This is a genomic window from Rhodoferax sp. GW821-FHT07F03 (genome assembly GCF_059418745.1).
The window spans coordinates 224,705-247,992 of record NZ_JBWKQM010000003.1 but is presented as its reverse complement, the minus strand read 5'-3'; the positions used below and the strand labels follow the sequence as shown (position 1 = coordinate 247,992).

The following is a 23,288-nucleotide window of genomic DNA, read 5'->3' as shown; positions in this document are numbered from 1 at the left end:
AGATGCCACAAAACACACCGCGATAACCGCTGGCTATCGCGTTTTGCCAATAGGCCGCGAGTCGTTACCATCCGGGCCATGAAACTCACGACGCTACGGGCCCTGATCGCCACCATCGAAGAAGGCAGCCTGCGCAGCGGCGCCAGACGCATGCAGATATCGCAACCCGCCCTGACCAAGATGGTCCGCGAGCTGGAGCTAGAGCTGGCCACCACGCTGCTGGTGCGCACCTCCAAAGGCGTGCTGCCCACGGCCCAGGGCACGGTGCTGTACCAGCGGGCTCTGGCGGTCTGCAAGGAGCTGGGCACGGCGGTGGATGAAATCAACCAGCTGGGCGGCAAGATGGTTGGTTCGCTGCATATAGGCGCAGTGCCACTGGCGGTGATGCTGCTGATTCCTGAAACCCTGCGCACCTTTGGCCGCGAGTTCCCCGAGATCCAGCTGCGCGTCAGCGAAGAGCTGTACCAGGCGCAGATGCAGCGCCTACGTAACGGCCATGTGGACATCGCCGTGGGCGGCATTCCCACCGGGTTGTCATCGGGTGAATTCGTGGTGGAACCCCTGCTGCAAACCAGCATGGTGGTGGTGGTGCGCAAGGGCAGCCCCCTGGCGAGCGCGACCTCGCTGCAGCAGCTGATGGGTGCCAAATGGGTGTACACCGGCGCCTCCAACGACACCGGTTACGCCAAGCTGCTGTTTGAAAGCAATGGCCTGCCCGCACCGCCGGTAGGCGCCATCGTGAACTCCACTCTGGCCCTGTTGTCGCTGGTGGCCACCGGCGACTTCGTGGGACTGATGCCGCAGCAGATCGCCACCCACCCCATGGCCGCACCATTCCTGAGCCTGGTGCCGCTGGCAGAGGGCGGTTTTCCGCTCACCGTGGGCGCCATTGTGCGTAGCGACTCGGTGCTGTCGCCCGCCATACGCCACTGCATTGCCCACCTGCACAGAGCGGCGCACCAGTTGTCACGCCAAAGTGCGGGCACTCTGCTGCCTTAGGGCTGAATCGGCTGCAGGCAGCCCGCCCCCATGACCTGGATCAAATACAAGCTCCGCCAATCCACCTAAGCTGCGGCAGCTTGAAAGGATTCTGAACATGGCACAGCTGGAATGGAGCGACGCACTGGTCTTGGACCTGGCGGAAATGGACCACACCCACCACGAATTTGTAGACCTCTTAGCACTGGTGGAAACCGCGCCGAACGACAGCGTGGTCCGGCACTGGGCCGAGTTGATCACGCACACCGAAGCGCATTTCGGCCAGGAGGACGCGTGGATGCGTGACACCGGGTTTTCATCTTCCAACTGCCACAGCCTGCAGCACAAAGTGGTGTTGCAGGTGATGCGCGAAGGCCTGCGCAACGGGCATGACGGCAAGCTGGACGTGGTGCGCGACATGGCCCGCGAGCTGGCCGCCTGGTTCCCTGCCCACGCCCAGTCGATGGACGCGGCGCTGGCCCTGCATTTGCGCGGCATAGGCTACGACCCGTCCACCGGCCAGGTCGCCATGCCACAGGCCCTGCCCGAGGCCCCGATCCACGGCTGCGGCGGAGCCAGCTGCTCGGACATGACGCGCCAGGCCGAGACCAGCGCAGCCTAGTAACCATGCCCATCATGTTATGGTTCGAGGTGAACACCCACCCTCGGTAACCTAACTATGTCGGAACCGCAGACGATCACGGATTCTCCGCGCGCAAAAGATACTTCGCTTCAGCAAAACGGTCGCTTGGTTGCGCCAATCACCAGCGCGGCTTTACCCCCGCCACCCACCCTGCCCGCCTGGTTGGAGGCCGGATTGCAATCGGGCGCGGAGCACGTCACCATCCTGGCCCAGCGGGCTTACCGATTACACGCCGTTCAAGTCGACACCCCCCTGCTAATGGTGCCCTTGGCCGGACTGAAACGCTTGGAGGTCGATGGCAAGCAGGCCGAGGTGGCGTGCGGTGAGTTTGTCATGCTGCACCATGCTTGCAGCATGGGGGTTGAAAACATACCCCCGCCGGGTACCACGGATGCCTACCGGGCTTGGGCAGTGCCGTTCCCATGGAGAGTGGTAACACTGGCGCGTACCTTGGTGGGCGCGCACAGTGCCACTGCGCCGGCGGCGGCGCTGGCCAAACCCTTCAGTTGCGGGGATTTGACAGCTTTATTGCCTGGCGTACGGGCCTATTTGACCGCCATGTCTCCTGCGGGTTGGGCGCCCGACGCCGCGCAACGTGACCATGCCTTGCTTGGCTTGCTGCTGGCTTTGGTTCGAGCAGGCCATGACCCGTTTTTGTATGCCCAAGACCCATCGGTGGTGGCGCGCATTCGCTTGCTGGTGGCTGCGGCGCCAGAGCGCAACTGGACCTCGGGCGACTTTGAGCTTGCCTTGCATATGAGTGGCGCCACCTTGCGCAGACGCTTGGCGCAAGAAGCGACCTCGTTGCGGCACATTTTGCGAGAAACCCGTTTGCTGCACGGCCTGGCTTTGTTGCAGTCCAGCCGTCGCCCGCTCAAGTCCGTCGCTTTGGCTTGCGGCTATCTGTCGGTGGCTAGTTTTAGCCGCAGTTTCATGGCCCAGTTTGGAGTCGAACCCAGCGCGGTATCCAATACCTGAGCGTTTCACGCATTTCTTTGAGCGCCTGGCGTTGGCGAACTCCTGGAACATCAACCCCAACACACGGCATATCACTGTTGCCGGTGTCGGCTTGCGAGATCGGCGATTCAGATCTCGGTTTTTCTACCAGGAACTCTTCATGAAGAAATCTTTTATCCCCTTGCTCTGCGCGTTGGGTTTGAGCGCAGGCGTGTCTTTAAGCGTACATGCTCTGGAGCTGAACAGTACAGACATCGCCAACGAAAAAACACTGGACAGTGCCCAGGTGTACCAAGGCTTTGGATGCAGCGGCGGCAATGTATCGCCCGCCCTGAACTGGAGCGATGTGCCTGCAGGCACCAAAAGCTTCGCCATCACCGCCTACGACCCAGATGCCCCCACGGGCAGCGGCTGGTGGCATTGGAGCGCATACGATCTGCCCGCGAGCCTGCGCAGTTTGCCAGCAGGTGCAGGCAAACCAGGTGCCTTGCCTGGTGGCGCCAAGCAAGGGCGCAATGACTTCGGCAGCAACGACTTTGGCGGCGCTTGCCCACCCCAAGGGGACAAGCCGCATCGCTACATCTTTACCGTGTTTGCACTGAAGGTGGACAAACTGGAACTACCCGCAGACGCATCAGCGGCCTTGATTGGCTATATGTTGAATGCAAACAAGCTGGCTACCGCCAGTATCACGGCAAGGTTTGGCCGCTAGGGACACCCTGGATCATTCCCTGCGTTCTGCCGATTGAATTCCAATCGACGGTTTGCTGCAGGGCGTTTTGGGCCTGCAGCCAAACCTCGATCTTTGATTGCAGCAGTCGCCGACGGGCAACCCGCCGATCTGAGGCTACGCGGAACGCCGCCGGTGCCTGCACAATGGTGTCATCGCTTGACACCCCCGCAAAGGCAGCACCATGGCAGACGCGCACATCGCCGTTCCGGTTTACCCTCCTCTAGAACCCTACCGCAGCGGCACGCTGGCGGTGGACGATATCCATACCCTGTACTGGGAAGAATGTGGCAACCCGGACGGCGTGCCTGTGCTGTTTCTGCACGGCGGGCCGGGCTCGGGCATATCGCCCAAGCACCGGCAATTCTTCGACCCTGCGTACTACCGCATCGTGCTGTTCGACCAGCGCGGCGCGGGCCAGTCCACGCCGCTGGGCGAGGTCCGCAACAACACCACCCAGCTGCTGGTGCAGGACATCGAGCAGTTGCGCGAGATGCTGGGCATTGGCAAGTGGCTGGTGTTCGGCGGCTCCTGGGGCTCCACCCTGGCCTTGGCCTATGGCGAAACCCACCCCGAGCGCTGCAGCGGCTTTGTGCTGCGCGGTATCTTCCTTTGCACCCGGGCCGAGGTGGACTGGTTTCTGAACGGCATACGCTGGTTCTTCCCCGAGGCGCATGCGCAGTTTGCCGGCCATATCCCCGAGGCCGAACGCGGAGATTTACTCAAGGCCTATGTGCAGCGCCTGTTCAGCGATGACCCGGCTGAAAGCCTGGCCGCCGCCCGCACCTGGAGCCGCTATGAAGGCAGTTGCCTGCACCTACTGCCGCACCCGGAGGTGGCCGATACCTTTGGCTCCGACACGGTCGCCCTGGGCGTGGGCCGGCTGGAGGCGCACTACATGCGCAACGCGGCCTTTCTGGACGAGAACCAGCTGGTGCGCGACGTGAGCCGCATCCGCCACCTGCCGGCCACCATCATCCAGGGCCGCTACGACGTGGTCTGCCCGCCGCGCTCAGCCAAGGCGCTGCACGCAGCCTGGCCCGAAGCCAGCTTCACGATGGTGGAAGACGCAGGCCATGCGGCGTTTGAGCCCGGCATCGCCAGCGCACTTGTCGCGGCCACCGATCGCTTCAAGCTGACCGGCTCGCTATAGGGCTGCAGCGCCCACCACCGTTCAGCTACGGCGCGCCGTAAGCCACTGGGTAGGCGGCAGGGCTTCGGCCACCACGCGCACTTCGCCGATGTTGCCGAAGAATCCATCCGCGCGATCGCCGTCCCAGGAGCCCGCCCCCACCACCCAGGGAGAGGTGGCGGACAAAGTGGCCAGCCCCGGCACATTGCTGGTGTTGCGCAGTACGGGGGCGCCTTCCACATACATCACCGTGTCATGCGTGGCGGGGTCGTTGACGATGGCGATATGCACCCAGGTATCCGCAATGATCTCGCCCGACCAGCTGGCCATGCCCTCGCGCGACCCGCTGGTGTCGGGCACCACCTCCCACTGAACCTCACGCAGACTGGAGATGGCGAAGAGCATGGGGGGCGACTCTGGATCGCCACCGTCGAAGCCAGACAAATCGCCACGCTTGCCATCGCGGGTCATGATGTTCATCCAGGCATGCTTGGCCTTGTCCCAAGCCTTGTCGATCTTGATGAAGGCCTCCACCGTATAGCCCGAGCTGGTGAATGTTTGCGCATTGATGGCGGCCGTGGCGTCGGTCAGGAAATAGCTCATGCGTGGCGTGTTTTTATTGGTGTTGATAAACGCCACCGACCCGGGAGCTGCAGACAAATGGTGGTGGTCACTGCTCCACACCACATCACCCACTTCCGCGCCCACAATCACGCTGGCATTGAGCTGGTCACGCGTGAGCGGGTTGGCACCGGTGACATCGGCGATCTGCGTTCCCGGCGCAACGGCCATGCCTTCGGTGCCGCCAAAAAAACGCCAGTGCGCCACGGTGGAAGCGACCTTGGGGTAATCGTCCGTATCGCGGGGTGCCACCGGCTGCACAACAGCTGGCTCGGTAAAACCCTGCAACACCAGGGCTTTCGCCTGGTCCACCAAAGACGATGCCACGGTGGCCTTGCCAAGCCCAAAGTTGGGATTGAACCGGGAGAAGCGCTTGGCAAAATCCATAGGGATTTCGAAGCTGTGGTTGCTGGCGGTCAACACCGCCTGGTCGAATGCATTCAAGGTGTCCGCTGGCTTCATGGGGACCCAGGGGGAGAACGACAACACCTTGATCAGCTTGTGGGTCAGGTCAAACTCATACAAGCGCATCAGGCCATTGCCGCCCTGGTAGGCCATCTGGTAGTCCACCACCATTTCTTCGACCGCGTTGCCAAAATCGTTCACCTTGGTCAAATGCGCGCCCCCGTGGTGGTGGCCGTTGAGGGTCATGAAAATCTGGTCGTTGTCGCGTATCAATTTCTCCCACAGCATCTTGCCGTAGCCGGTCTCCAAGGGGCTCACGGCGTCGGGTGCAATATTCAACAACTGGTGGTTCACCAAAATGACGGGCAAGCTGGGGTGGGCCGCAATCACGCCCCGCGCCCACGCAATTCCGGCATCAGAAATGCGCCAGGACAAGGACAGCACCAGGAACTGCTGCTCCTGCGCCGTGAAGATGTGGTACTCGTGGAAGCCGGTGCTGTCACGCTCGCCAAAGGTACTTTGGCGCTTGGCGCGCTTGGCACCAAACCACTGCAGATACGGCTCGTTGGCCAGTACACGCTGGGTGTCCGTGCCGGTGGTTGGGCTGGCATCAAAGTCCACATCGTTCAGCACATCGTGGTTACCCGCCAGGATCGAATACGGGATCTTGGCCACCTCCAGTACCTGCATGGCGGTATCGGCCACCTTCCATTGCTCGGGCTTGCCCACTTGGTCCACCACGTCGCCGAGGTGGATCAGAAACGGGATATTCAGCTTTTTTGCGTTGTCCGCCACCCATTTCGTTTGTGCGAAATATGGCTCGCTGCCGTAATGCCGCTCGTACTGGCTGCTTTCAGAGGAAGTCGCGTAGCGCGAATAGAACTGGGTGTCGGGCAACACAGCCAGTGCGAAGCTGGAGATCGGGGCGACCGAATCACCGTCACCACCGCCGCAGGCGCTGAGCGACACACCCGCAGCCAGGGTCGAGGCGGACGCCAGACCCAGCTTCAACACATTGCGGCGCTGCAGCGCACCGCTCGCGTCCGACACACGCTGTGCAAGAGGTTTCGGCAAAAAACTTTTCATGGAACGCATACCCAGTGGTTTGTATGCGCCCAATATATTTACAGAAAATTAAAAAAATATTACAAACCCGTACACAAGACGATTTACCCGCCAATGCGCAAGTAAAGATGGAAGCGGCCCACGCAAGCCAGGCCGCTCCGGACTGCGCGCGCTATTTCAAGCCCAAGATCCAAGCCGCCAGTTGCCGGGCTTCGGCCTCGGACACTTGGGGGTTGGCTGGCATGGAGTCCATTTGGTCGGTGGGCCCGCCATGGACGATGGTATGGGCCAGCTTTTCCACCATGCCCGGCTGGCCTGCGTACTGCACCGCGATGTCTTTGAATGCCGGCCCCACGACAGCCTGGTTGACCGCATGGCAGTCCAGGCAGTTCTTTGCCTGGGCCAGCGCCAGCTCATCGGCCGCGACAGCCAGCACCGGGCCTAACAGCATGCCCACGGCCAGCAGCCACTGTTTACGCAACTCCATCTTGATCCCCTTTTTGAAAATACTGAAACAGCCGGTCCAGTTCAGCTCAGATACGCCGACTCTTTGAACGTCAGATCGGCAGGCCGGCCAATATTCACGGCCCAGTCGGCCATCATGCTGGCCGGCATGGCCTTGGCAAACAGGTAGCCCTGCAGCTCGTCGCAATTCAGCGCCGTCAGCACATCACGCTGGGCGGCGGTTTCCACACCCTCGGCCACCACACTCAGGCCCAGCGCGTGGGCCAGCTGCACCACGGCCGCAACAATGGCACGGGCGTCGGAGCTGCTCTCCAGATCCTGTACAAAAGACTGGTCAATCTTCAGCTGGCTAACATGCAGGCGGCGCAGATAGGACAGGCTGGAATAGCCGGTGCCGAAGTCGTCGATGGACAGCTTGACGCCGATCCGGCCCAGGTTTTCAAAAGCCTTGAACGTGCCTTCCGCATCCTCCATGGCCACGGACTCGGTGATCTCGAAAATCAGCAGCGCCGGGTCTACCGCGTAGCGTTGCAAGGCAAGCTCCACGCGCTGCACCAGATCGTCCTGTCGCAGCTGGTGCACCGACAAATTGATGGCCACGCGTATGCGCAGGCCCTGCGCCATCCACGCGCGCATCTGCTGGCAGCCTTCTTCTATGACCCAGTTGCCCAGTCGGTTGATCAGGCCAAAACGCTCTGCCACGGGAATGAACACGGCCGGACTGACCATGCCGCGCATCGGGTGGTTCCAACGCAACAGGGCCTCTACCCCAGTGATGAGACTGCCGCCCGCGCCCACCTTGGGCTGGTAATGCAGGGCCAGCTCACCACCGTTCTCCATAGCCCGGCGCAGGTCGTGCTGCAGCTCGATCTGCTCGCGTATGCCGGCATTCATGTGTGGCTCGAAAAACGCATACGCCGTGCCACCGCCGCGCTTGGCAGCGTACATGGCCGCGTCGGCATGGGCCATCAGCTGGTTGCGCGTGCCGTCTGAGGGGTACATGGCGATACCGATCGAGCAGGACAGGCGCACCTCGTGCTCACCGCCCGTCACCGGCTGGGTCAGCTCGTCGATGATGCGCTGGGCGATCTGTGCCGTGGCGGTGGTGTCCAGCCCGCCCTCCAGCAGCAGCACGAACTCGTCGCCACCTACGCGTGCCACGGTGTCCGTGGTGCGGGCCACGCGGGCCAGGCGCTGGGCCATTTCGCGCAACACCATGTCGCCAAAGCCATGGCCGAAGGAATCGTTGACGGGTTTGAAGCCATCCAGGTCCACAAACAGGACGGCCAGCAAGGTGCCGTCGCGCACGCTACGCTCCACCGCCAAGGCTACCCGGTCGTCGAACAGCAGCCGGTTCGGCAGGCCGGTCAGGGCATCACGGAAGGCCAGTTGCTGCAGCTCGGTATTGGCTTTTTGCAGGGAGGTGGCCAGCACCTCGGTCTTGCTTTGCATGCGCGCGTCGATAACGGAGGTCAGCATGGTCATGGTCAGCAACACCACGGTGGCCACCGACACCAGCAGGCCCAGGCCGTCACCGCCCAGCTCGTTCGCGCTCCGGCACAGCGAACCCAGGGGGAACGACGCCGCCGCCATGCCGGTGTAATGCATGCCGCTGATACCCGCTCCCAGCACCAGTGCAGCCACCAGTTCCCAGCGCCGGGCGGCCCAACCCTTCAGGCCGCGCAGCCAGAAAAAGATCAACAAGGCCACGGCCGAAGCCCCCACTGCCACGGCCACCGAAGCCAGCACCCAGGGCGTGGACCAGCGGATGCCGGGCACCATGTCCATGGCCGCCATACCGGTGTAGTGCATGGCGCAAATGCCAGCGCCCATGGTGATAGAGCCGCCCAGCAGGCGCGCCATGGTCAGTCGATTGCGGCTGGCCACATACAGGGCGATCGCCGATACCACCACCGCCGCCACCCAGGACAACGCCGTCACCACATAGCCATAGCCCACGGCAAACGGCAAGCTCATGGCCAACATGCCCACGAAGTGCATGGACCAGATACCTGTGCCCAGGGCCAGCGAACCACCAGCCCACCAGCCTATGCTCAGCAAGCGGTCCTGCACACGTACACGTTTGGCCAGGTCCAGCGCCACATAGGACGCAAAACTGGCGATCAAATAGGACACCACCACCACCCAAGGGGCATAGCTGACGTCAATAAACGGGGTATCCATGGCGGCCCTAGTGGATAAATGAGGTGCGCCAAAGCGCGCATGCGGCCCAGAATTATCGGAGATAGCAAATGCCCTTGTGCGCTCCGTACTACCTATGCGGAGGCACTGTGGGTCAAGGCGCGGCGCCCGGCAATGGCAGATCCAGCACCGCCTCCAGGCCCGGCTGCGCGGGTCGCAAAATGAGCTGTCCGCCATGGGCCTGCGCCACCAGCCGGCACAGGTACAGACCCAGCCCCACGCCGCCGGTGCCGCGCTGGCGCGCCGCATCGGCCCGGTAAAAGGGTTCGGCCAGTTGGGCCCACTGCGCCTCGGCCACGCCGGGTCCATGGTCCCGCACGCGCAACTGCACGCCCTGCCCCACACTCTCCAGATGCACCTCCACCGGAGCCTGGCCGTGCAATTGGGCGTTGTGCACCAGGTTGCGCAGCAGCAGGCGCAAGCGTGCGCGGTCCAGCGGCCAGGCGGGCAAGCCGGGCTGCAAATGCAGCTGTACGGCCGGGTCCGTCACCACCTCCCGCACCAGCGCGGCCAGATCGGTGGGCTCCAGGTACAGGGCCGCATGCGGGCTGGCCAGGCGCTCGCTCTCCAGCAAATCGCTGACCAGGTCGCGCATCAGCGCCAAGTCGCGCAGCAGGGGCTCCCGCAGAGGCTGCAGCTCGGCGGTTTCGGGCAGCAGTTCGGTATTCAATCGCGCCCGAGTCAGGGGTGAACGCAACTCGTGGCTGATGGCCAGCAGCAGGCCGCGTTTGGCCTCCAGCATCTGGTGGATATCTTGCGCCATAGTATTGATGCGCTGGGCCAAGTCGCCCAGTTCGTCCCGGCGGCGCAGCGGTATCGGCTGGCTGAAATTGCCCGAGCCATAGCGCTGCGCACCCAGACGTATATCGTCCAGCGGGCGCAGCAGGCGGCGTACCACCGCATAAGCCACAGCGGTGAGCAGCAGCAAGACACCCAGCGTGCCCCATACGATGAAGTGGCGCGACTGCGGCCAATCCTCCTCCGTCCCGCTCAAGCCCAGGCCTAGCACCACGCGCGTACCGTCGGCGGTGGTGCGCGACAGCAGGCCGGGCTCGCCATCGTCACCATGCCTGCGACCCCTGCTACGTTCGGACTTGCCGGGATGCGAATCCCAATGCACTTGCGGGCCGTCCAGACGCACCGACAAAGGCAAGCGCTGCACCAGTGCCTGGGCCCGCTCTATGCTGGGCGGACTGCCCAGGTCGGCCACCAGATGGTCCACATAGTCGGCCAGCAGCGGCCGCGCAGCGGCGCGCCAACCGACCGAAAAAGCCTGCTGCATGCCGCCCACAAAGGCGACCGACATGGCCAACGCCAGTGCCAGGAACAAGCCCACCAAGCGCCAGCGCAGCGAGTGTTTGAAAGCATGGCGCGCCCTGCGCCAGCGGGCAGGCCGCCTACGCACGAGCCACCGCCAATGAGTAACCGGCGTTACGCCAGGTTTTGATGCAGTCCAGCGGCTCCAGCTTCTTGCGCAGGCGGCTGACCAGCAGGTCTACCGCGCGGGTCTGCAGCTCGGCCTCATGGCCGCGCAGGCGGTTCAGGATGTCATCGCGGCTGAAGACCTTGCCCGGCTCGCGCGCCAGCAGGCCCAGCAACTCGAATTCGGTACTGGTCAGCTCCACCGCCTCGCCGTGGCGCCGCACGCTGCGGGTGTCCAGGTCGATCGCCAGGCCGTCGAATAGCAACTGCTGCAGCGCATCGGGCTGGCGCTGGCGGCGCAGCACGGTCAACAGCCGGGCCACCAGCTCGCGCGGCTCAAAGGGCTTGGGCAGGTAGTCGTCGGCGCCCAGCTCCAGGCCGACCACCCGGTCCATCACCTCGCCGCGCGCGGTCAGCATGATGATGGGGATGTCGCTGTCCTTGCGGATGGTGCGGCACAGCGCGAAGCCATCCATCTCGGGCAGCATCACGTCCAGGATGGCGGCATCCAGCCCGCCCTGGCGCAGCAGTGCCAGCCCGGCGCTGGGCGTAAGTGCGCAGACCAGCTCCAGGCCAAAGCGCTGGAAGTACTGGGCTAGCGGCCCGCCCAGTTCGGCGTCGTCATCGATCAGGAGGATTTTCGGCATGCTGGATTCTCTACCCAGGCGTCAGTTAACACGCGCCCCCCCAGAAACACCGCAGAGCTGGCTTTGCCAGGCTGCTGGTGTTGCCCCACCTCAGGGGGGGTTGGCGAAAGACGCGTAGCGCTGCAGCCTAAGGGGGAACAACAGGCTCATCCGTGGCGCCACATGCCGCCCCGGCGCTGCAAAAAGTCTCGCACCTGCTGCTGCTGTGCCGGGTTGAGCGCGTCATAAAAGTCGGCCGCGGCGGCAATCACCTCAGGGCTCTTGCTGCGCAGGGCGCTGGTCTTTTCCTCCACCATGGCCTGGGCGCGGCTGCGGTTGAACTTGGCGCCGTTGACCAGGTCCAGCATGTCGGCACGCGGATCACCGCCGGCCATCAAGGCCTTGCGCTGCTCCTGCAGCTTGTCGCCGAGCACGCCCAGCAGCTGCTTCTGCGCATCGTTCAGCTCCAGCTTCTTGCCGACTTTCTCGATCATCTTGCCGCGCATCTCGGCGCTGCGCTCTTCGGTCATCGGACCGCCGAAGCCGTGCTCTCGGTGGCCCATGCAGGCGCTGAGGCTACCGGCCAGGAGGCCGGCGCCCATCAGGCCAAACAAGCTGCGTTTCAGGTTTCTATGGAAGCGAAATTTCATGGTGTGACCCCGTGGTTAATCAAGGCCTCCATGGTGCAGTGCGGTAGCCGGCGGGTCTTCTCGGCGCCGTATCGGTTTGTGTCGTTTTATGTCGCCAGCAACAAGCAATCCATAGGTTCCGCTATATTTTAAAGAGCACCTAGCGCATGCTCCACCTGCGCCAGCGGCCTATTTACCCACTAAGCCAGCTTGAAGGCCGCCACGCTCTGCAACAGCAGCTGGGCCTGGGAATTCAGGCTGCTGGCGGCAGCGGCGCTTTCCTCCACCAGGGCGGCGTTCTGCTGCGTGACCTGGTCCATCTGGGTGATGGCCTCACCCACCTGGGCCACGCCCTGGCTTTGCTCGCCGCTGGCCGAGCTGACTTCGCCAATGATGTCCGTTACGCGACGGATGGCATTGACCACTTCGGTCATGGTGCTGCCGGCCTTGGCGACCAAGCTTGTGCCCTGGTCTACCTGGCTCACGCTGTTGTCGATCAGTATCTTGATCTCCTTCGCGGCAGTCGCGCTGCGCTGGGCCAGGCTACGCACCTCGCTGGCCACCACGGCAAAACCGCGCCCTTGTTCGCCGGCACGGGCGGCCTCCACGGCGGCGTTCAGCGCCAGGATGTTCGTTTGAAAGGCGATGCCGTCGATCACGCTGATGATGTCGCTGATCTTCTTCGAGCTGTCGTTGATGCCCTTCATGGTGTCCACCACCTGGCTGACCACCTCGCCGCCCTGCACCGCCACGCTGGAGGCACTCACCGCCAGCTGGTTGGCCTGGCGCGCGTTGTCGGCATTGTGTTTGACGGTGCTGGACAGCTCCTCCATCGAGGCCGCGGTTTCTTCCAGTGCGCTGGCCTGTTGCTCGGTACGGCCGGACAAGTCGCTATTGCCCTGGGCGATTTCGGCGCTGGCGGTGGCCACGCTGTCCGAGCCCTGGCGCACATGGGACACCACCGTCACCAGGCTTTCCTGCATGCCCTGCAGCGCACTCAACAGCAGCCCGGTTTCGTCGGTGGAATGGGATTCGATGCGCCGGCTCAGGTCGCCACCGGCCACGCGCTGGATGGCGTCTACAGCCACGGTCAACGGCCGGGTGATGGAGCGTATCAGCCACATGGCAGCGGCGATGGCGATCACCAGACCCAGCAGGGCCACGCCGATCAAGGAGGTGCGCGCCGAGCCATAGGCATTCTGGGCCAGCACACCGGCGTCTGTGGCACCCTTGGAGTTCAGTTCGACCAACTTGTCCAGCTCGGCACTGGAGCTGTCAAAGTACTTCTGTGAATCGCCCTCCAGCAGCTTGCGGGCGGCATCGTTGTCATTCTTGCGCGAGGCGGCCAGCACCTGCTCATGGATCTCCAGGTAACGCTTCCAGTCGGCGGAAAAGCTGTCATATAGCTTGCGCTCTTCGTCGCTGCTGATCATCTTCGTATAAGCCTGGCGGTTCTGCTCAAAACCCGCCAGTACCCTGGCCATGTTTTTTTCAATACCCTGCATCGCAGCATCCTCGGTATTGAGCACATGCTGGAACTCGGTGATGCGAAAGTCGGAAGTGGCGGTATTCATCCGCCCCAGCACCCCGACACTGGGCAGCCAGTTGGTAATGATGTCATCGGTGCCGCGCCACATGGTGGCCATCTGCAGCAAGCCTGCGGCGGAAACCAACAACAACAGGCCCACCATCAGGGAAAAAGCAGCTGCCAGACGCGTAGAAATCTTGACGTTCTTCATGGCAATATCCCTTGTTTTGTGTAGGGTTACTCTAGCGCTTGGGCAGCACCTCCCGCAACAGCGTTTGCCATTAGTTTCTCAATGTCCAGCAAGACCAGCATACGTGGGCGATCCGCCTCGCCCAGCGTACCAATGCCGGTGATGTAGTCGGCATCCACAGAGGTGTCGAATTGCGGCGCCGGCCGGATCTGCTCCGGTGTGAGCAAGGTCACATCACTGACCGCATCCACCACAGCGCCAACCAAGCCCTGCGCCAGGTGCAGCACGATGGTGACAGTCAGCCGGTCAAACCCTGCCTCCGCCTGGCCCAGGCGCAACCGCAGATCCACGATGGGCACGATCACGCCACGCAAATTCAGCACACCCCGGATATGGGCCGGCGTGCTGGCGATGCGGGTGGGCGGCTCGTAGCCGCGTATTTCCTGCACCTTCAGAATGTCGATGCCGTACTCCACCGTACCCAGCCGAAACGACAGGTATTCCAGCGTGGGACTGGCTGGCACGGCGGCATTGGAAACGGATGGCGAACTCGTAGCGGTCATAGCAGTACCCGAGAATGAAAACTGGTGACCTGATTTTAGTTAAAAATGCAAAATTTAATATAAATGATTTAAAAATCAGTTTTTTTAATCAAATAATTGCCAATTAATCACGCTGCACAAAAAATTCATGGATTTGAGGCGCCACAACAACGCGAAGAAAACGCAAATATGATAACTTCAAGCCTCAAACGCTTCGAATGAAACTTGTGGCTCAGCACCGCAGCCTAAGGCTCTTTTGGGGCCGGTGTAAATGCATTTTGTAAACCATAAAAATACCGCTTCTTGAGGTCTCCATGGCTCCCCCCCATGGGCAAATCGGCGCTGAGCAATACCTGAAATTGACTAGGCAGGCTATTTAATCCATAGCTGCGAGTGCAGTATGGACAAGTAGCAGCCCAATTTTTGAGCTTGGCATGCTTTACAAATTTCTGATCAAAAACGCGATGGCTTTTGGCAAGATGCGGACCACGCATGGTGTCCAAGAGTGCACCCCTTCTGTTGCAAATTACATAAAGTAACATCCATAGATCGAGCAACGTACTAAGTCAGCCAAACGCCGATTATTTGTCTCCACCAGCACATGCCCAAGATCAAAGTCATACGTCCCTGGCTGACGTTGAACACCACCACACGGATGTTTGTTCCGATACTGGTGCTGTTCGCGATCGCGGGTTCGGTGCGCTACCAGTTGCTGGTCAAGAACGAAACCGTGGCCGCCCAGGAGCGGTTTCAGCTGGCGTTGCGCCAGGTGCCGCTGCTGCTGGTGCCGGCGCTGGCCGATGCGCTCACCCACCCCACGCCGGGCCGGCTGGAAAGCCTGCTCAGCGCCCAGTCGCAGGCCAACCCCGACTGGGATAGTCTGGTCTGGCAACCGGCCAGCCCGGCCCCATCTATTACGCTGCGCAGCACGGCCGCCATGCAGGCCAACTATCCGTCCTGGTTCACCCACCTGGTACCCGTCCAGCCGTATACCGCGCACTTCGAGGTGCCGGGTCCGTCGGAGAGCGCTTCCAGCGCCGGCGTACTGACGGTACAGATCAGTCCCGTGCCCTCGCTCAACAGCGCCTGGTCCAAGCTGCGCGCCCAACTCTGGGCCGCCGGCCTGACCGTGCTGTCCATACTGCTGCTGATGGGCTGGGTGGCCGGCGCCAACAACCGCATGGTGCGCCGCTTGGTCAGCGCCACCAACCGATTCAAACGTGGCGACCACAACGCGCGCATGGAAGTCACCGGCCCGTTCGAGTCACGCGCACTGGCGCTGACCTTCAACAATATGGCCAACGAAGTGCAGTCCCTGGTTGCCTCACTGACCCAAGCCCAGACCGCGCTGATGAACGAGAAAGAGCGCGCCGAGGTAACACTGGCATCCATCGGCGACGCGGTCATTACCACCGACATGGAGGGCCGCATCGAAACCCTCAACGCCCTGGCGCAGCAACTCACGGGCTGGAGCTTCGAACAGGCCCATGGCAACAGCCTGGGCCTGGTGTTCGAGCTGCTGAACGACGCCATGGAAACCAGCGCCTTCGAGGCCGCCCCGCCCCTGTACCTGACCGAAACCGTGGTGCACGCCACCAACCAGATCCTGCTGCACCCCTCGGGCGAACGCTGCGCCATCGAGTACACGGCCGCCCCCATCCGCCAGGCCGACGGCGGCGTGGTGGGCTGCGTGCTGGTGTTCCGCGACGTCAGCGAAAAAAGCCAGTTGATCCAGGAAATCTCCTGGCAGATCGGCCACGACGTGCTGACCGGCCTGCACAACCGGCCGGCCATGCAGGAGCTGTTCAGCCTGGCCATTCTGCAGGCCCGCCACCACCGCAAACAGCTGGCCATCTGCCTGCTGGATCTGGACCACTTCCAGCCCATCAACGAGCGCTACGGCAGCAACTACGGCGACCGCCTGCTGCAGGCCGTGGCCAGCCGCCTGACCCAGTACGCTGGCGACGACCACGGCCTGGCCCGCCTGGGCGGTGACGAGTTCGTGCTGTTGCTGAAAGACCAGAACGACCAGGCCGAGGTGCTGGAACAGGTCGCCAAGGTGCAGGCCCTGCTGGCCGCCCCCTACATGCTGGACGGCCACACCATCAACCTCACCTCCAGCATCGGCATCGCCATCTACCCGCAGGACGAAGCCCCGCTGGACACCAACCTCGACATCCTGCTGCGCCACGCCGACCAGGCCATGGTGCAGGCCAAGCAGACCGGACGCAACCGCTTCCACGTGTTTGACGCCCAGCATGACCAGGAAGTCCACACCCACCACCAGCAGCGCACCCGCGTGCGCCAGGCCATGATGGACGACGAACTGCGCCTGCACTACCAGCCCAAGGTGAACATGCGCAGCGGCCAGGTCTTTGGCATGGAGGCCCTGCTGCGCTGGCAGCACCCGGAAGACGGCCTGCTCGGCCCCTACCACTTCCTGCCCCTGGTGGAGGACACCGACGTCATCATCGACATCGGCGAATGGGTGCTGCTGCACGCCCTGCAGCAAATGCAGCGCTGGGCAGCCCTTGGCCAGCGCTGGGTGGTCAGCGTGAACATCGCGGCCCGGCATTTCCAGCAGCCCGACTTTGTGGAGCGGCTGGCCAACATCCTGGCGCGCGTGCCCGAGGTCTCGCCGCAGATGCTGGAGCTTGAAATTCTGGAATCCGCCGCCCTGGAGGACGTGCAACACATGCGCAATGTGATGGCCTCTTGCCAGAAGCTGGGCGTGCAGTTCGCGCTGGACGACTTCGGCACCGGCTACTCCTCACTGGCCTACCTGAAGCGCCTGCCCGCCAATACCTTGAAGATCGACCAGTCCTTTGTGCGCGACATGCTGGACGACCCGGACGACCTGACCCTGGTGGACGCCATCGTCGGCCTGGCCAAGGCCTTTGACCGGGGTGTGATCGCCGAGGGCGTGGAAACCATCGCCCACGGCCTGCTGCTGCTGCAACTGGGCTGCGACTGGGCCCAGGGCTATGGCATTGCCCGCCCCATGCCGGCCGAGGCCGTGGCCGGCTGGGCCAGCCGCTTCACATCCCCCGAGGCCTGGCGCGTCTGGGGCGTGATGCCCTGGGCTCCGGCCGACTTTCCCCTGCTGCTGGCCGCGCACGACCACCAGGCCTGGGTGCAACAGATCGCCGACATCGCGTCGACAGAAGGCCACAGCGAACAAACCGCTAGCTACCCGGAGCGCTTCAGCAACTGGTATCTGCAACGCGGCCAGACGGAATACGGCCACCAGAGCGCGTTTGCCGCCGTGGGTACGCAGCTGCAGTCGCTGCGCAGCGCCGGGCTGGAAGTGCTGCGCCTGCAGATCACCGGTGCCAGCGCCGAGGCCAAGGCCCAGCTGCCCCGGCTGCAGCAGCTGCAGGCCAGCTTCGCCGACCAGCTGGACGCGCTGCTGTCGGCCTGCGCCGAAACCGCCGGCCACCGGCCAGCAAAACCGCTACTCTTTTCATAGCTGCCTGCGCAGAAGATGCCAGCGCCAGAGCCTGATTTAACTCACATTCGCTTGCAGCCAAGCACTGACTTGGGCCTGATCGGTCAGGGTGCGCAGTGCCATGAAGGCCTCCTCGGCCTCAGGGTAGCGGCGGCGCAAAAAGTTCAGCCATTGCTTGAGCCGGCCGGCGCGCTGGCGCGGCTCCAGCTGGCTGCACACCAGCAGCCAGAAAGCCATGATCTGCGGCCGTATTTCACTCCAGGGCACATGCGGCAGCTGGCTGTCAGAACCAGCGCCCGAATCCGCACCCAAATTCGCACGGATGGCCCAGCCCAGGCCCGGGTCGGCCACCATGCCACGGCCCAGCATCAGCGTGTCGCAGCCGGATTCGGTGCGGCAGCGCCGGGCGTCCTCCACGGTCCAGATCTCGCCATTCGCCACCACCGGGATGCGCACCGCAGCGCGGATGTCCTGGATGCGGTGCCAGTAGGCCGGCGGGCGGTAGCCATCGGCCTTGGTGCGCGCATGTACCACCAGCTCGTCGGCCCCGGCATCCGCAATCGCCAGGGCGCATTCCACGGCCCGGCTGTCGTCGTTGAAGCCCAGGCGCATCTTGGCCGATACCGGCTGCTCGGCAGGCACGGCGCGCCGCACGGCGGCCACGATGCGCGCCACCAGCTCGGGCTCGTCCAGCAGGGCCGCACCGCCGCCGTGGCGGTTCACCACCTTGGCCGGGCAGCCAAAGTTCAGGTCGATCCCCATCGTCCCCATGCCGGCCAGGCGCGCCGCGTTCTCGGCCAGGCAGACCGGGTCAGAACCCAGCAGCTGCGGGCGCACCGGCACGCCGGCCAGCGTGCGCCCACCGTTCTGCAGCTCGGGCACATAGCGCACAAACACCCGCTCGGGCAGCAGCGTGCTGGTGATGCGGATGAACTCAGACACGCAGCGATCCACCCCGCCCACCCGGGTCAGGATGTCGCGCAGCACACAGTCCAAAAGCCCCTCCATAGGCGCAAGGAGGAGCTGCATCAGTGGCAATTCAACATGAGTTCACAAGGCACCACCACGCGCATCGGCTACCCCGTCCAGGGATACCGCGGAACCGGCTTTGCCGGGCCGCTGGTATCGCCCCCTGCAAGGGGGTTGGCGAAAACGCGCAGCGTGTAGCCTGGGGGTGTGCTTAGAAACTGCCCACAAAGTCCTTCTTGCCGATTTCCACGCCGTTGTGGCGCAGGATGTCGTAGGCCGTGGTGGTGTGGAAGAAGAAGTGCGGCAAGGTGTAGTGCAGCAGGTAGGCGTTGCCTTGCAGGGTCTTCTCGTTGGGCGTGCCGGGGCGCAGCACGATGGTGCGCTCGCTACCGGCGTCGATGTCGGCGGCAGGCACGCTCTGGATGAACGCCAAGGTCTTGGCGATGCGGGCTTGCAGGTCGGCAAAGCTGGTTTCGGTATCTTCGTAGGCTGGTACGTCCACACCGGCCAGGCGGGCGGCGGCGCCCTTGGCGAAGTCGGCGGCGATCTGCACCTGACGGGTCAGCGCGAACATATCGGGGAACAGGCGCGCCTGCAGCAGGGCGTTGGGGTCAATCTTCTTTTCGGTGGCGTGGGCTTCGGCCTTGCGCAGCACGCTGCTCAGACCACCCAGGATCTGGACGAACAGGGGAACGGAGGCTTGGTAGAGGGAGAGAGACATAGCAAATATCCAGTGAGGGTGAAAGAGGCGAGAGTCTACGGCCTTCCCCACTAGTTTGCTGGCCGGCCTGTGCCAATCACCCGCAGGCCGCCGGTATTCTGCGGCGCTACGGAAATCATAGCTAGCAGCGCAGGTTCTATCTGCGCTGCTGGCCAATTTGATGCATCTATTCTTCCGCGTCCTCGTCGGTGCCGGGCGTATCGTCGTCTTCGTCGTTCTGTAAACGCGCGTCCAGACGCTCACGCAGCGCGCCGGCCTCCTGCATCCACTGCGCCACCGGCACCGGGTGGGCCAGGCGCCAGCTGGGCGGGTACAGCGCGGCCAGGTAGGGTGCGCTCTGGTTGCGGTCCTTCCAGACCATGGTGGCGCCGCAGGCCAGGCCCAGGGCCAGCACCAGCACCGCCATGGAGGTGCGCCGGTGCACGGCCACGATGCGCAGCTGCAGATACAGGCCGCCGGCCAGGGCCAACACATAGGCCAGGCTGTGGTAGCGCGAGAACACATCCCAGCCAAACGCAAAGCCCAGGTAGGTGCTGAGATAGATCAGCACGTCCACCAACACCATGCTGCCCAGCACGATGCGCACATGGCGCCAGAACTGCGGGTAGCCGGTGAACAGCTTGGTGGCCAGCGCCCACACGCCGGCCCACACCACGGTCACCCCCAGCAGCACGCCCACCGAGAAGCCCAACTTCTGCATGAACTGCGCGGATTCGGGCACGGCCAGCCAGACCTCGGCCCAGGTCAGGCCCAACACCAGGGCCAGCAGCACCAGGGTGGCGACCAGGTTGTGCCAGTCAAAGCGCGGCAGCGCCACCTCCGGCGCCACCGGCTGCTCGGCCAGGCGCAAGCGCAGGCGCAATCGGCCCACGCCCAGCTCCTGGCCATGCAGCCAGTTGAACTGGGTGCCGCGCGGGTAGTGCTTGCCGCCCTGCTGCACGCCGTTCACGGTGTCCAGCACGTGCACGGCCAGCGCGCCCGGCGCGGTGGCCTCGATGCGCACATGCTCGGGCGCCACATGCAGGTCGTCCAGCACCAGGTCGGTGTGCAGGGCGCGCCCCACCGTGACCGGCCATTGCAGCACCGGCAGGCGCTGCAAAATGTCGCCGCTGCGGTCCAGCACCTCCAGCAGGCCGAGCACACTGTGCGTGGCCGCTGTCCCGGACATCACGGGCATGGCGCCTGCGGCCATGGCTTGTTCTACGGTACTCATTGCGCACCCACCCATTTGAAAGCGTTCACGTAATAGCTCGCCAGGGCCAGGCCGTTGTCAAAGCCCACGCCATAGGCATCCATGCGGGCGCGCACGCCCTGGGTGGGCTGGTTCACCGAGGTCACCACCACCGACATGTCGTACAGGCCGCGCAGCTTGCGGAAGGCATTCATACAAACCACCGCGCGCAGCGCCATGCCGCCCCGGTCGATGTAGCGCTCGGAGCATTCGGCCGCCGTCTTTTGCGCGTTGGACTGGGCCATGAAGCGCTCCGAGGCCATGCGCTCGCCAAACAGGGTGGCAAAGCGCAGCGGCCCCAGCTTGGGCGCGTCATACGCCTCGTGGTGCACCTTGATGAAGCCGGTGGTGATCTGGCCGGCAAACAGCTGGCTGTCCAGCTGGCAGTCGGTCACCTCCACTGAAAAGGATTTGAGGCTGGCATCGCTGGCGCGGCCCCAGCAGCGGGCCATGGCGTCGTCGGGCACCGGCACGCTATAGCCCTGGTAGGTCTGCGCCTTGAAGGGCGTGGCCATGAAGCGCTTGGCCAGCGCGTCCTGGTGCAGCAGCAGCTGGCGCGTGACTTCAGCCTGCGCCGTCTTGGTGATGGGCGGCAACGTGGCCGCGCGCGCCACCAGCGCCTGGGCGAACTCGGCCGGCACCAGGAAGCTGACCAGCTCGCCGTCCAGCCGCTTAGACACGTTCACGCCTATCACCTCGCCGGCCTCGTCCAGCACCGGGCCGCCGCTCATGCCGGGGTTGATGGCGCCGCCGAAAAATATGCGCGGGTAGAAGCTGCGCTGCACCGTGCCGTTGTAGGTGCCTTCGGTCACCGCAAAGCCTATGTCCAGCGGGTTGCCCAGCGAATACAGATGCTCGCCACGCTCCAGCGGGCGGTCGGCGGGGCGGAAGTCCAGCGCCGGCCGCTCACCCGCCGAGTCGCGCACGCGCAGCAGAGCCAGGTCGTGCAGCACGTCGAAGGCGAGCAGGTCCACCTCGGCCTGCTTGCCGTCCACCGACACCATCACACCGCGGTAGCGCTCGGGCTCCAGCGCCAGCTGGCTGGCGACGTGGAAGTTGGTCATCACCAGGCCGTCGACCGACACAAAAAAGCCCGAGCCCACGCTGGACTGGGTGTTCGTATCGCGCACCAGGGTGCGTATCTGCACCAGCTTTTCACGGGCGCTCTGGTAGGCGCGCTGGGCATCGCGCGACACGGCATCCGGGTGGGCGGGCACTGGCGGGGCCGCTGGCGCCTGGGCAAAGGCCGCATGGCCGCCCAGCGCAGCGCAGCACAGGGCCAGTCGGCGGAGAAAGGGGTGGAAGAAGGTCATCGGTTCATTCTAGGGGGCGGTACGCACGGGCTTGCCGCGCCAACGCTACCGAATACATAGCATCCAGCGCATGTTTTACCTGCGCTACAGCCTGTTTTGACCTGAATTTTGAAACTATGTAAATTCCCGTCTCGCGGCACCCGCCGGCCTACAGCAGCAGAGGGTCTTACCACGCGCTGCGTCCAGGGCGGTGCTAGACTGGTTTTACCCCGCCGCCCACAGCTATTCCAACAGGAGACCAACACCATGGGTTCACGCCGTTACTTCTCTCAGACTCTGTTTGTAGCCACAGCCCTGGTGCTGGGCATCGCAGGTTGCAGCACCATGCAACCCTCTACCAAGGTCGCGCTGACCGGCAACATGTCCAGCGCCAACGAGGTACCACCCAACACCTCGCCCGGCACCGGCAAGGCCGAGGCCTGGCTGGACAAAAGCACCAATGTGCTGAGCTGGAAGATCAGCTTCTCTGGCCTGACCGGCCCGGCCACCGCCGCCCACTTCCACGGCCCCGCTGCTGCGGGTGCCAATGCCGGCGTGGTCATCCCCTTCAGCAGCAGCACCAGCCCGCTGGAAGGCCAGGCCACCCTGACCCCCGCCCAGGCCGCCGACCTGCTGGCCGGCAAGTGGTACGCCAATGTGCACACCGCCACCAACAAGGGCGGCGAAATCCGCGGCCAGATGCTGCCCAAGATGTAAGCCGACGCAGCCTTAGTTCGCTACAAAATCCATAGCTCCTGGCGCAGGCAGTACCTGCGCCAGGAGCTATTTTCTTTTGCGGCCTGGCATTCAGCAATATCGTTCAATACCGCCAGCGCCTCGCAGCAGACACTGCACGCACTTATTCCACCCGGGAGTGCCATGCTGTCGATACTGCTGCCCATGTTTCTGTTTTCCCTGGCCGGCGCCATCTCGCCCGGGCCGGTGAATGTGATCGCCGCCCACCTGGGCGCGCACCGGGGCTTTGTGCGGGCCCTGCCGCATGTGCTGGGCGCCAGCCTCAGCTATGTGGCCATCGTCTGGCTGGTGGGCAGCGGCCTGGGCGGCGTGCTACAGGCCTACCCGGCGCTGGCCCAAGGGCTGCAATACCTGGGCGCGGCCTACCTGCTGTACCTGTCAGCCCGCATCGCCAGTGCAGCCCCCAGCAGTGCCGAAGCCCCCACGGCCGCACGCCACAGCGCCTGGCTGCAAGGCGTGCTGTCGCAAAGCCTGAACCCCAAGGCCTGGCTGGTGGCGCTTGCAGGCGTAGGCCTGTTTGTCAGCGCGGGGCCCGACACGTCGACGCTGCTGCACATCTTCTGCGCCGTATCAGGGGCCGTGTGCTGCGTTTCGGTGGCGGCATGGGCGGCACTGGGCACCGTGCTGCGCCGCTGGCTGGCGCCCGCGCGCCACCAGTTGCTGTTTAATCGCACCATGGCCTTGATGCTGGTTGCCGCCGTGGCAGCCATGCTGGCCTAGACCCTGAAAGGTAGGC

At 63.9% G+C, this 23,288-nt stretch carries 21 protein-coding genes; 8 read left to right on the top strand and 13 right to left on the bottom strand.

Annotated features, from left to right (window positions below):
* Positions 1 to 78 precede the first annotated feature (78 nt).
* The 5 genes from AC07R0_RS05755 to pip all read left to right on the top strand — a co-directional run bounded on the left by AC07R0_RS05755 (position 79) and on the right by pip (position 4,461).
* Positions 79 to 999: a LysR family transcriptional regulator gene (locus tag AC07R0_RS05755; protein WP_495075887.1), complete on the top strand. Its 921-nt coding sequence runs from the start codon at positions 79 to 81 to the stop codon at positions 997 to 999.
* A 97-nt stretch (positions 1,000 to 1,096) separates the two neighbouring features.
* On the top strand, positions 1,097 to 1,600 hold the full coding sequence (locus AC07R0_RS05750; protein ID WP_495097971.1) for a hemerythrin domain-containing protein: 504 nt from the start codon (positions 1,097 to 1,099) through the stop codon (positions 1,598 to 1,600).
* Positions 1,601 to 1,726: 126 nt separating this feature from the next.
* On the top strand, positions 1,727 to 2,599 hold the full coding sequence (locus tag AC07R0_RS05745) for a helix-turn-helix transcriptional regulator (protein ID WP_495104136.1): 873 nt from the start codon (positions 1,727 to 1,729) through the stop codon (positions 2,597 to 2,599).
* Between the two features lie 139 nt (positions 2,600 to 2,738).
* On the top strand, positions 2,739 to 3,290 hold the full coding sequence (locus tag AC07R0_RS05740) for a YbhB/YbcL family Raf kinase inhibitor-like protein (RefSeq protein WP_495097969.1): 552 nt from the start codon (positions 2,739 to 2,741) through the stop codon (positions 3,288 to 3,290).
* A 202-nt stretch (positions 3,291 to 3,492) separates the two neighbouring features.
* Complete coding sequence (gene pip / locus AC07R0_RS05735) at positions 3,493 to 4,461, top strand: prolyl aminopeptidase (protein WP_495104135.1); 969 nt, start codon at positions 3,493 to 3,495, stop codon at positions 4,459 to 4,461.
* Between the two features lie 21 nt (positions 4,462 to 4,482).
* Here the strand turns inward: pip and AC07R0_RS05730 are convergent, their stop codons facing one another.
* The 9 genes from AC07R0_RS05730 to AC07R0_RS05690 all read right to left on the bottom strand — a co-directional run bounded on the left by AC07R0_RS05730 (position 4,483) and on the right by AC07R0_RS05690 (position 14,638).
* On the bottom strand, positions 4,483 to 6,552 hold the full coding sequence (locus AC07R0_RS05730) for a laminin G domain-containing metallophosphoesterase family protein (RefSeq protein WP_495104134.1): 2,070 nt from the start codon (positions 6,550 to 6,552) through the stop codon (positions 4,483 to 4,485).
* Positions 6,553 to 6,703: 151 nt separating this feature from the next.
* Positions 6,704 to 7,018, bottom strand: a complete 315-nt coding sequence (locus AC07R0_RS05725; RefSeq protein WP_495104133.1) for a c-type cytochrome — start codon at positions 7,016 to 7,018, stop codon at positions 6,704 to 6,706.
* Between the two features lie 41 nt (positions 7,019 to 7,059).
* Positions 7,060 to 9,180, bottom strand: a complete 2,121-nt coding sequence (locus AC07R0_RS05720; protein ID WP_495104132.1) for a putative bifunctional diguanylate cyclase/phosphodiesterase — start codon at positions 9,178 to 9,180, stop codon at positions 7,060 to 7,062.
* A 112-nt stretch (positions 9,181 to 9,292) separates the two neighbouring features.
* Positions 9,293 to 10,603, bottom strand: a complete 1,311-nt coding sequence (locus tag AC07R0_RS05715) for an ATP-binding protein (protein WP_495104131.1) — start codon at positions 10,601 to 10,603, stop codon at positions 9,293 to 9,295.
* Positions 10,596 to 11,267: a response regulator transcription factor gene (locus tag AC07R0_RS05710; protein WP_495104130.1), complete on the bottom strand. Its 672-nt coding sequence runs from the start codon at positions 11,265 to 11,267 to the stop codon at positions 10,596 to 10,598. Before AC07R0_RS05710 ends, AC07R0_RS05715 begins: the two co-directional genes overlap by 8 nt.
* A gap of 146 nt (positions 11,268 to 11,413) precedes the next feature.
* Positions 11,414 to 11,896, bottom strand: a complete 483-nt coding sequence (locus tag AC07R0_RS05705; protein ID WP_495104129.1) for a Spy/CpxP family protein refolding chaperone — start codon at positions 11,894 to 11,896, stop codon at positions 11,414 to 11,416.
* Between the two features lie 179 nt (positions 11,897 to 12,075).
* On the bottom strand, positions 12,076 to 13,614 hold the full coding sequence (locus AC07R0_RS05700; protein ID WP_495104128.1) for a methyl-accepting chemotaxis protein: 1,539 nt from the start codon (positions 13,612 to 13,614) through the stop codon (positions 12,076 to 12,078).
* A gap of 26 nt (positions 13,615 to 13,640) precedes the next feature.
* A complete protein-coding gene (locus AC07R0_RS05695) occupies positions 13,641 to 14,156 on the bottom strand; it encodes a chemotaxis protein CheW (protein WP_495104127.1) in 516 nt (171 codons plus the stop codon).
* A 224-nt stretch (positions 14,157 to 14,380) separates the two neighbouring features.
* The gene (locus tag AC07R0_RS05690) at positions 14,381 to 14,638 is read right to left on the bottom strand and encodes a hypothetical protein (protein WP_495104126.1); all 258 of its coding nucleotides are present in this window, start codon (positions 14,636 to 14,638) and stop codon (positions 14,381 to 14,383) included.
* A 98-nt stretch (positions 14,639 to 14,736) separates the two neighbouring features.
* Here AC07R0_RS05690 and AC07R0_RS05685 point away from each other — a divergent pair, with 98 nt between their 5' ends.
* Positions 14,737 to 17,604, top strand: coding sequence for a putative bifunctional diguanylate cyclase/phosphodiesterase (locus tag AC07R0_RS05685; RefSeq protein ID WP_495104125.1), 2,868 nt, complete (start codon positions 14,737 to 14,739; stop codon positions 17,602 to 17,604).
* Positions 17,605 to 17,640: 36 nt separating this feature from the next.
* Here AC07R0_RS05685 and AC07R0_RS05680 read toward each other — a convergent pair whose 3' ends face one another.
* The 4 genes from AC07R0_RS05680 to AC07R0_RS05665 all read right to left on the bottom strand — a co-directional run bounded on the left by AC07R0_RS05680 (position 17,641) and on the right by AC07R0_RS05665 (position 21,817).
* Entirely contained in the window at positions 17,641 to 18,612 is a 972-nt protein-coding gene (locus AC07R0_RS05680) for a tRNA dihydrouridine synthase (protein ID WP_495104124.1), read from the bottom strand.
* A 151-nt stretch (positions 18,613 to 18,763) separates the two neighbouring features.
* On the bottom strand, positions 18,764 to 19,273 hold the full coding sequence (locus tag AC07R0_RS05675; protein ID WP_495104123.1) for a DUF1993 domain-containing protein: 510 nt from the start codon (positions 19,271 to 19,273) through the stop codon (positions 18,764 to 18,766).
* Between the two features lie 166 nt (positions 19,274 to 19,439).
* Positions 19,440 to 20,486, bottom strand: coding sequence for an FHA domain-containing protein (locus AC07R0_RS05670; protein ID WP_495104122.1), 1,047 nt, complete (start codon positions 20,484 to 20,486; stop codon positions 19,440 to 19,442).
* The gene (locus AC07R0_RS05665) at positions 20,483 to 21,817 is read right to left on the bottom strand and encodes a S1 family peptidase (RefSeq protein WP_495104121.1); all 1,335 of its coding nucleotides are present in this window, start codon (positions 21,815 to 21,817) and stop codon (positions 20,483 to 20,485) included. Before AC07R0_RS05665 ends, AC07R0_RS05670 begins: the two co-directional genes overlap by 4 nt.
* A 246-nt stretch (positions 21,818 to 22,063) precedes the next feature.
* Here AC07R0_RS05665 and AC07R0_RS05660 point away from each other — a divergent pair, with 246 nt between their 5' ends.
* Positions 22,064 to 22,513 (top strand): CHRD domain-containing protein, encoded by a 450-nt coding sequence (locus tag AC07R0_RS05660; protein WP_495104120.1) that lies wholly within the window; start codon positions 22,064 to 22,066, stop codon positions 22,511 to 22,513.
* Between the two features lie 162 nt (positions 22,514 to 22,675).
* Complete coding sequence (locus AC07R0_RS05655; protein ID WP_495075906.1) at positions 22,676 to 23,272, top strand: LysE family translocator; 597 nt, start codon at positions 22,676 to 22,678, stop codon at positions 23,270 to 23,272.
* Positions 23,273 to 23,288: the final 16 nt, after the last annotated feature.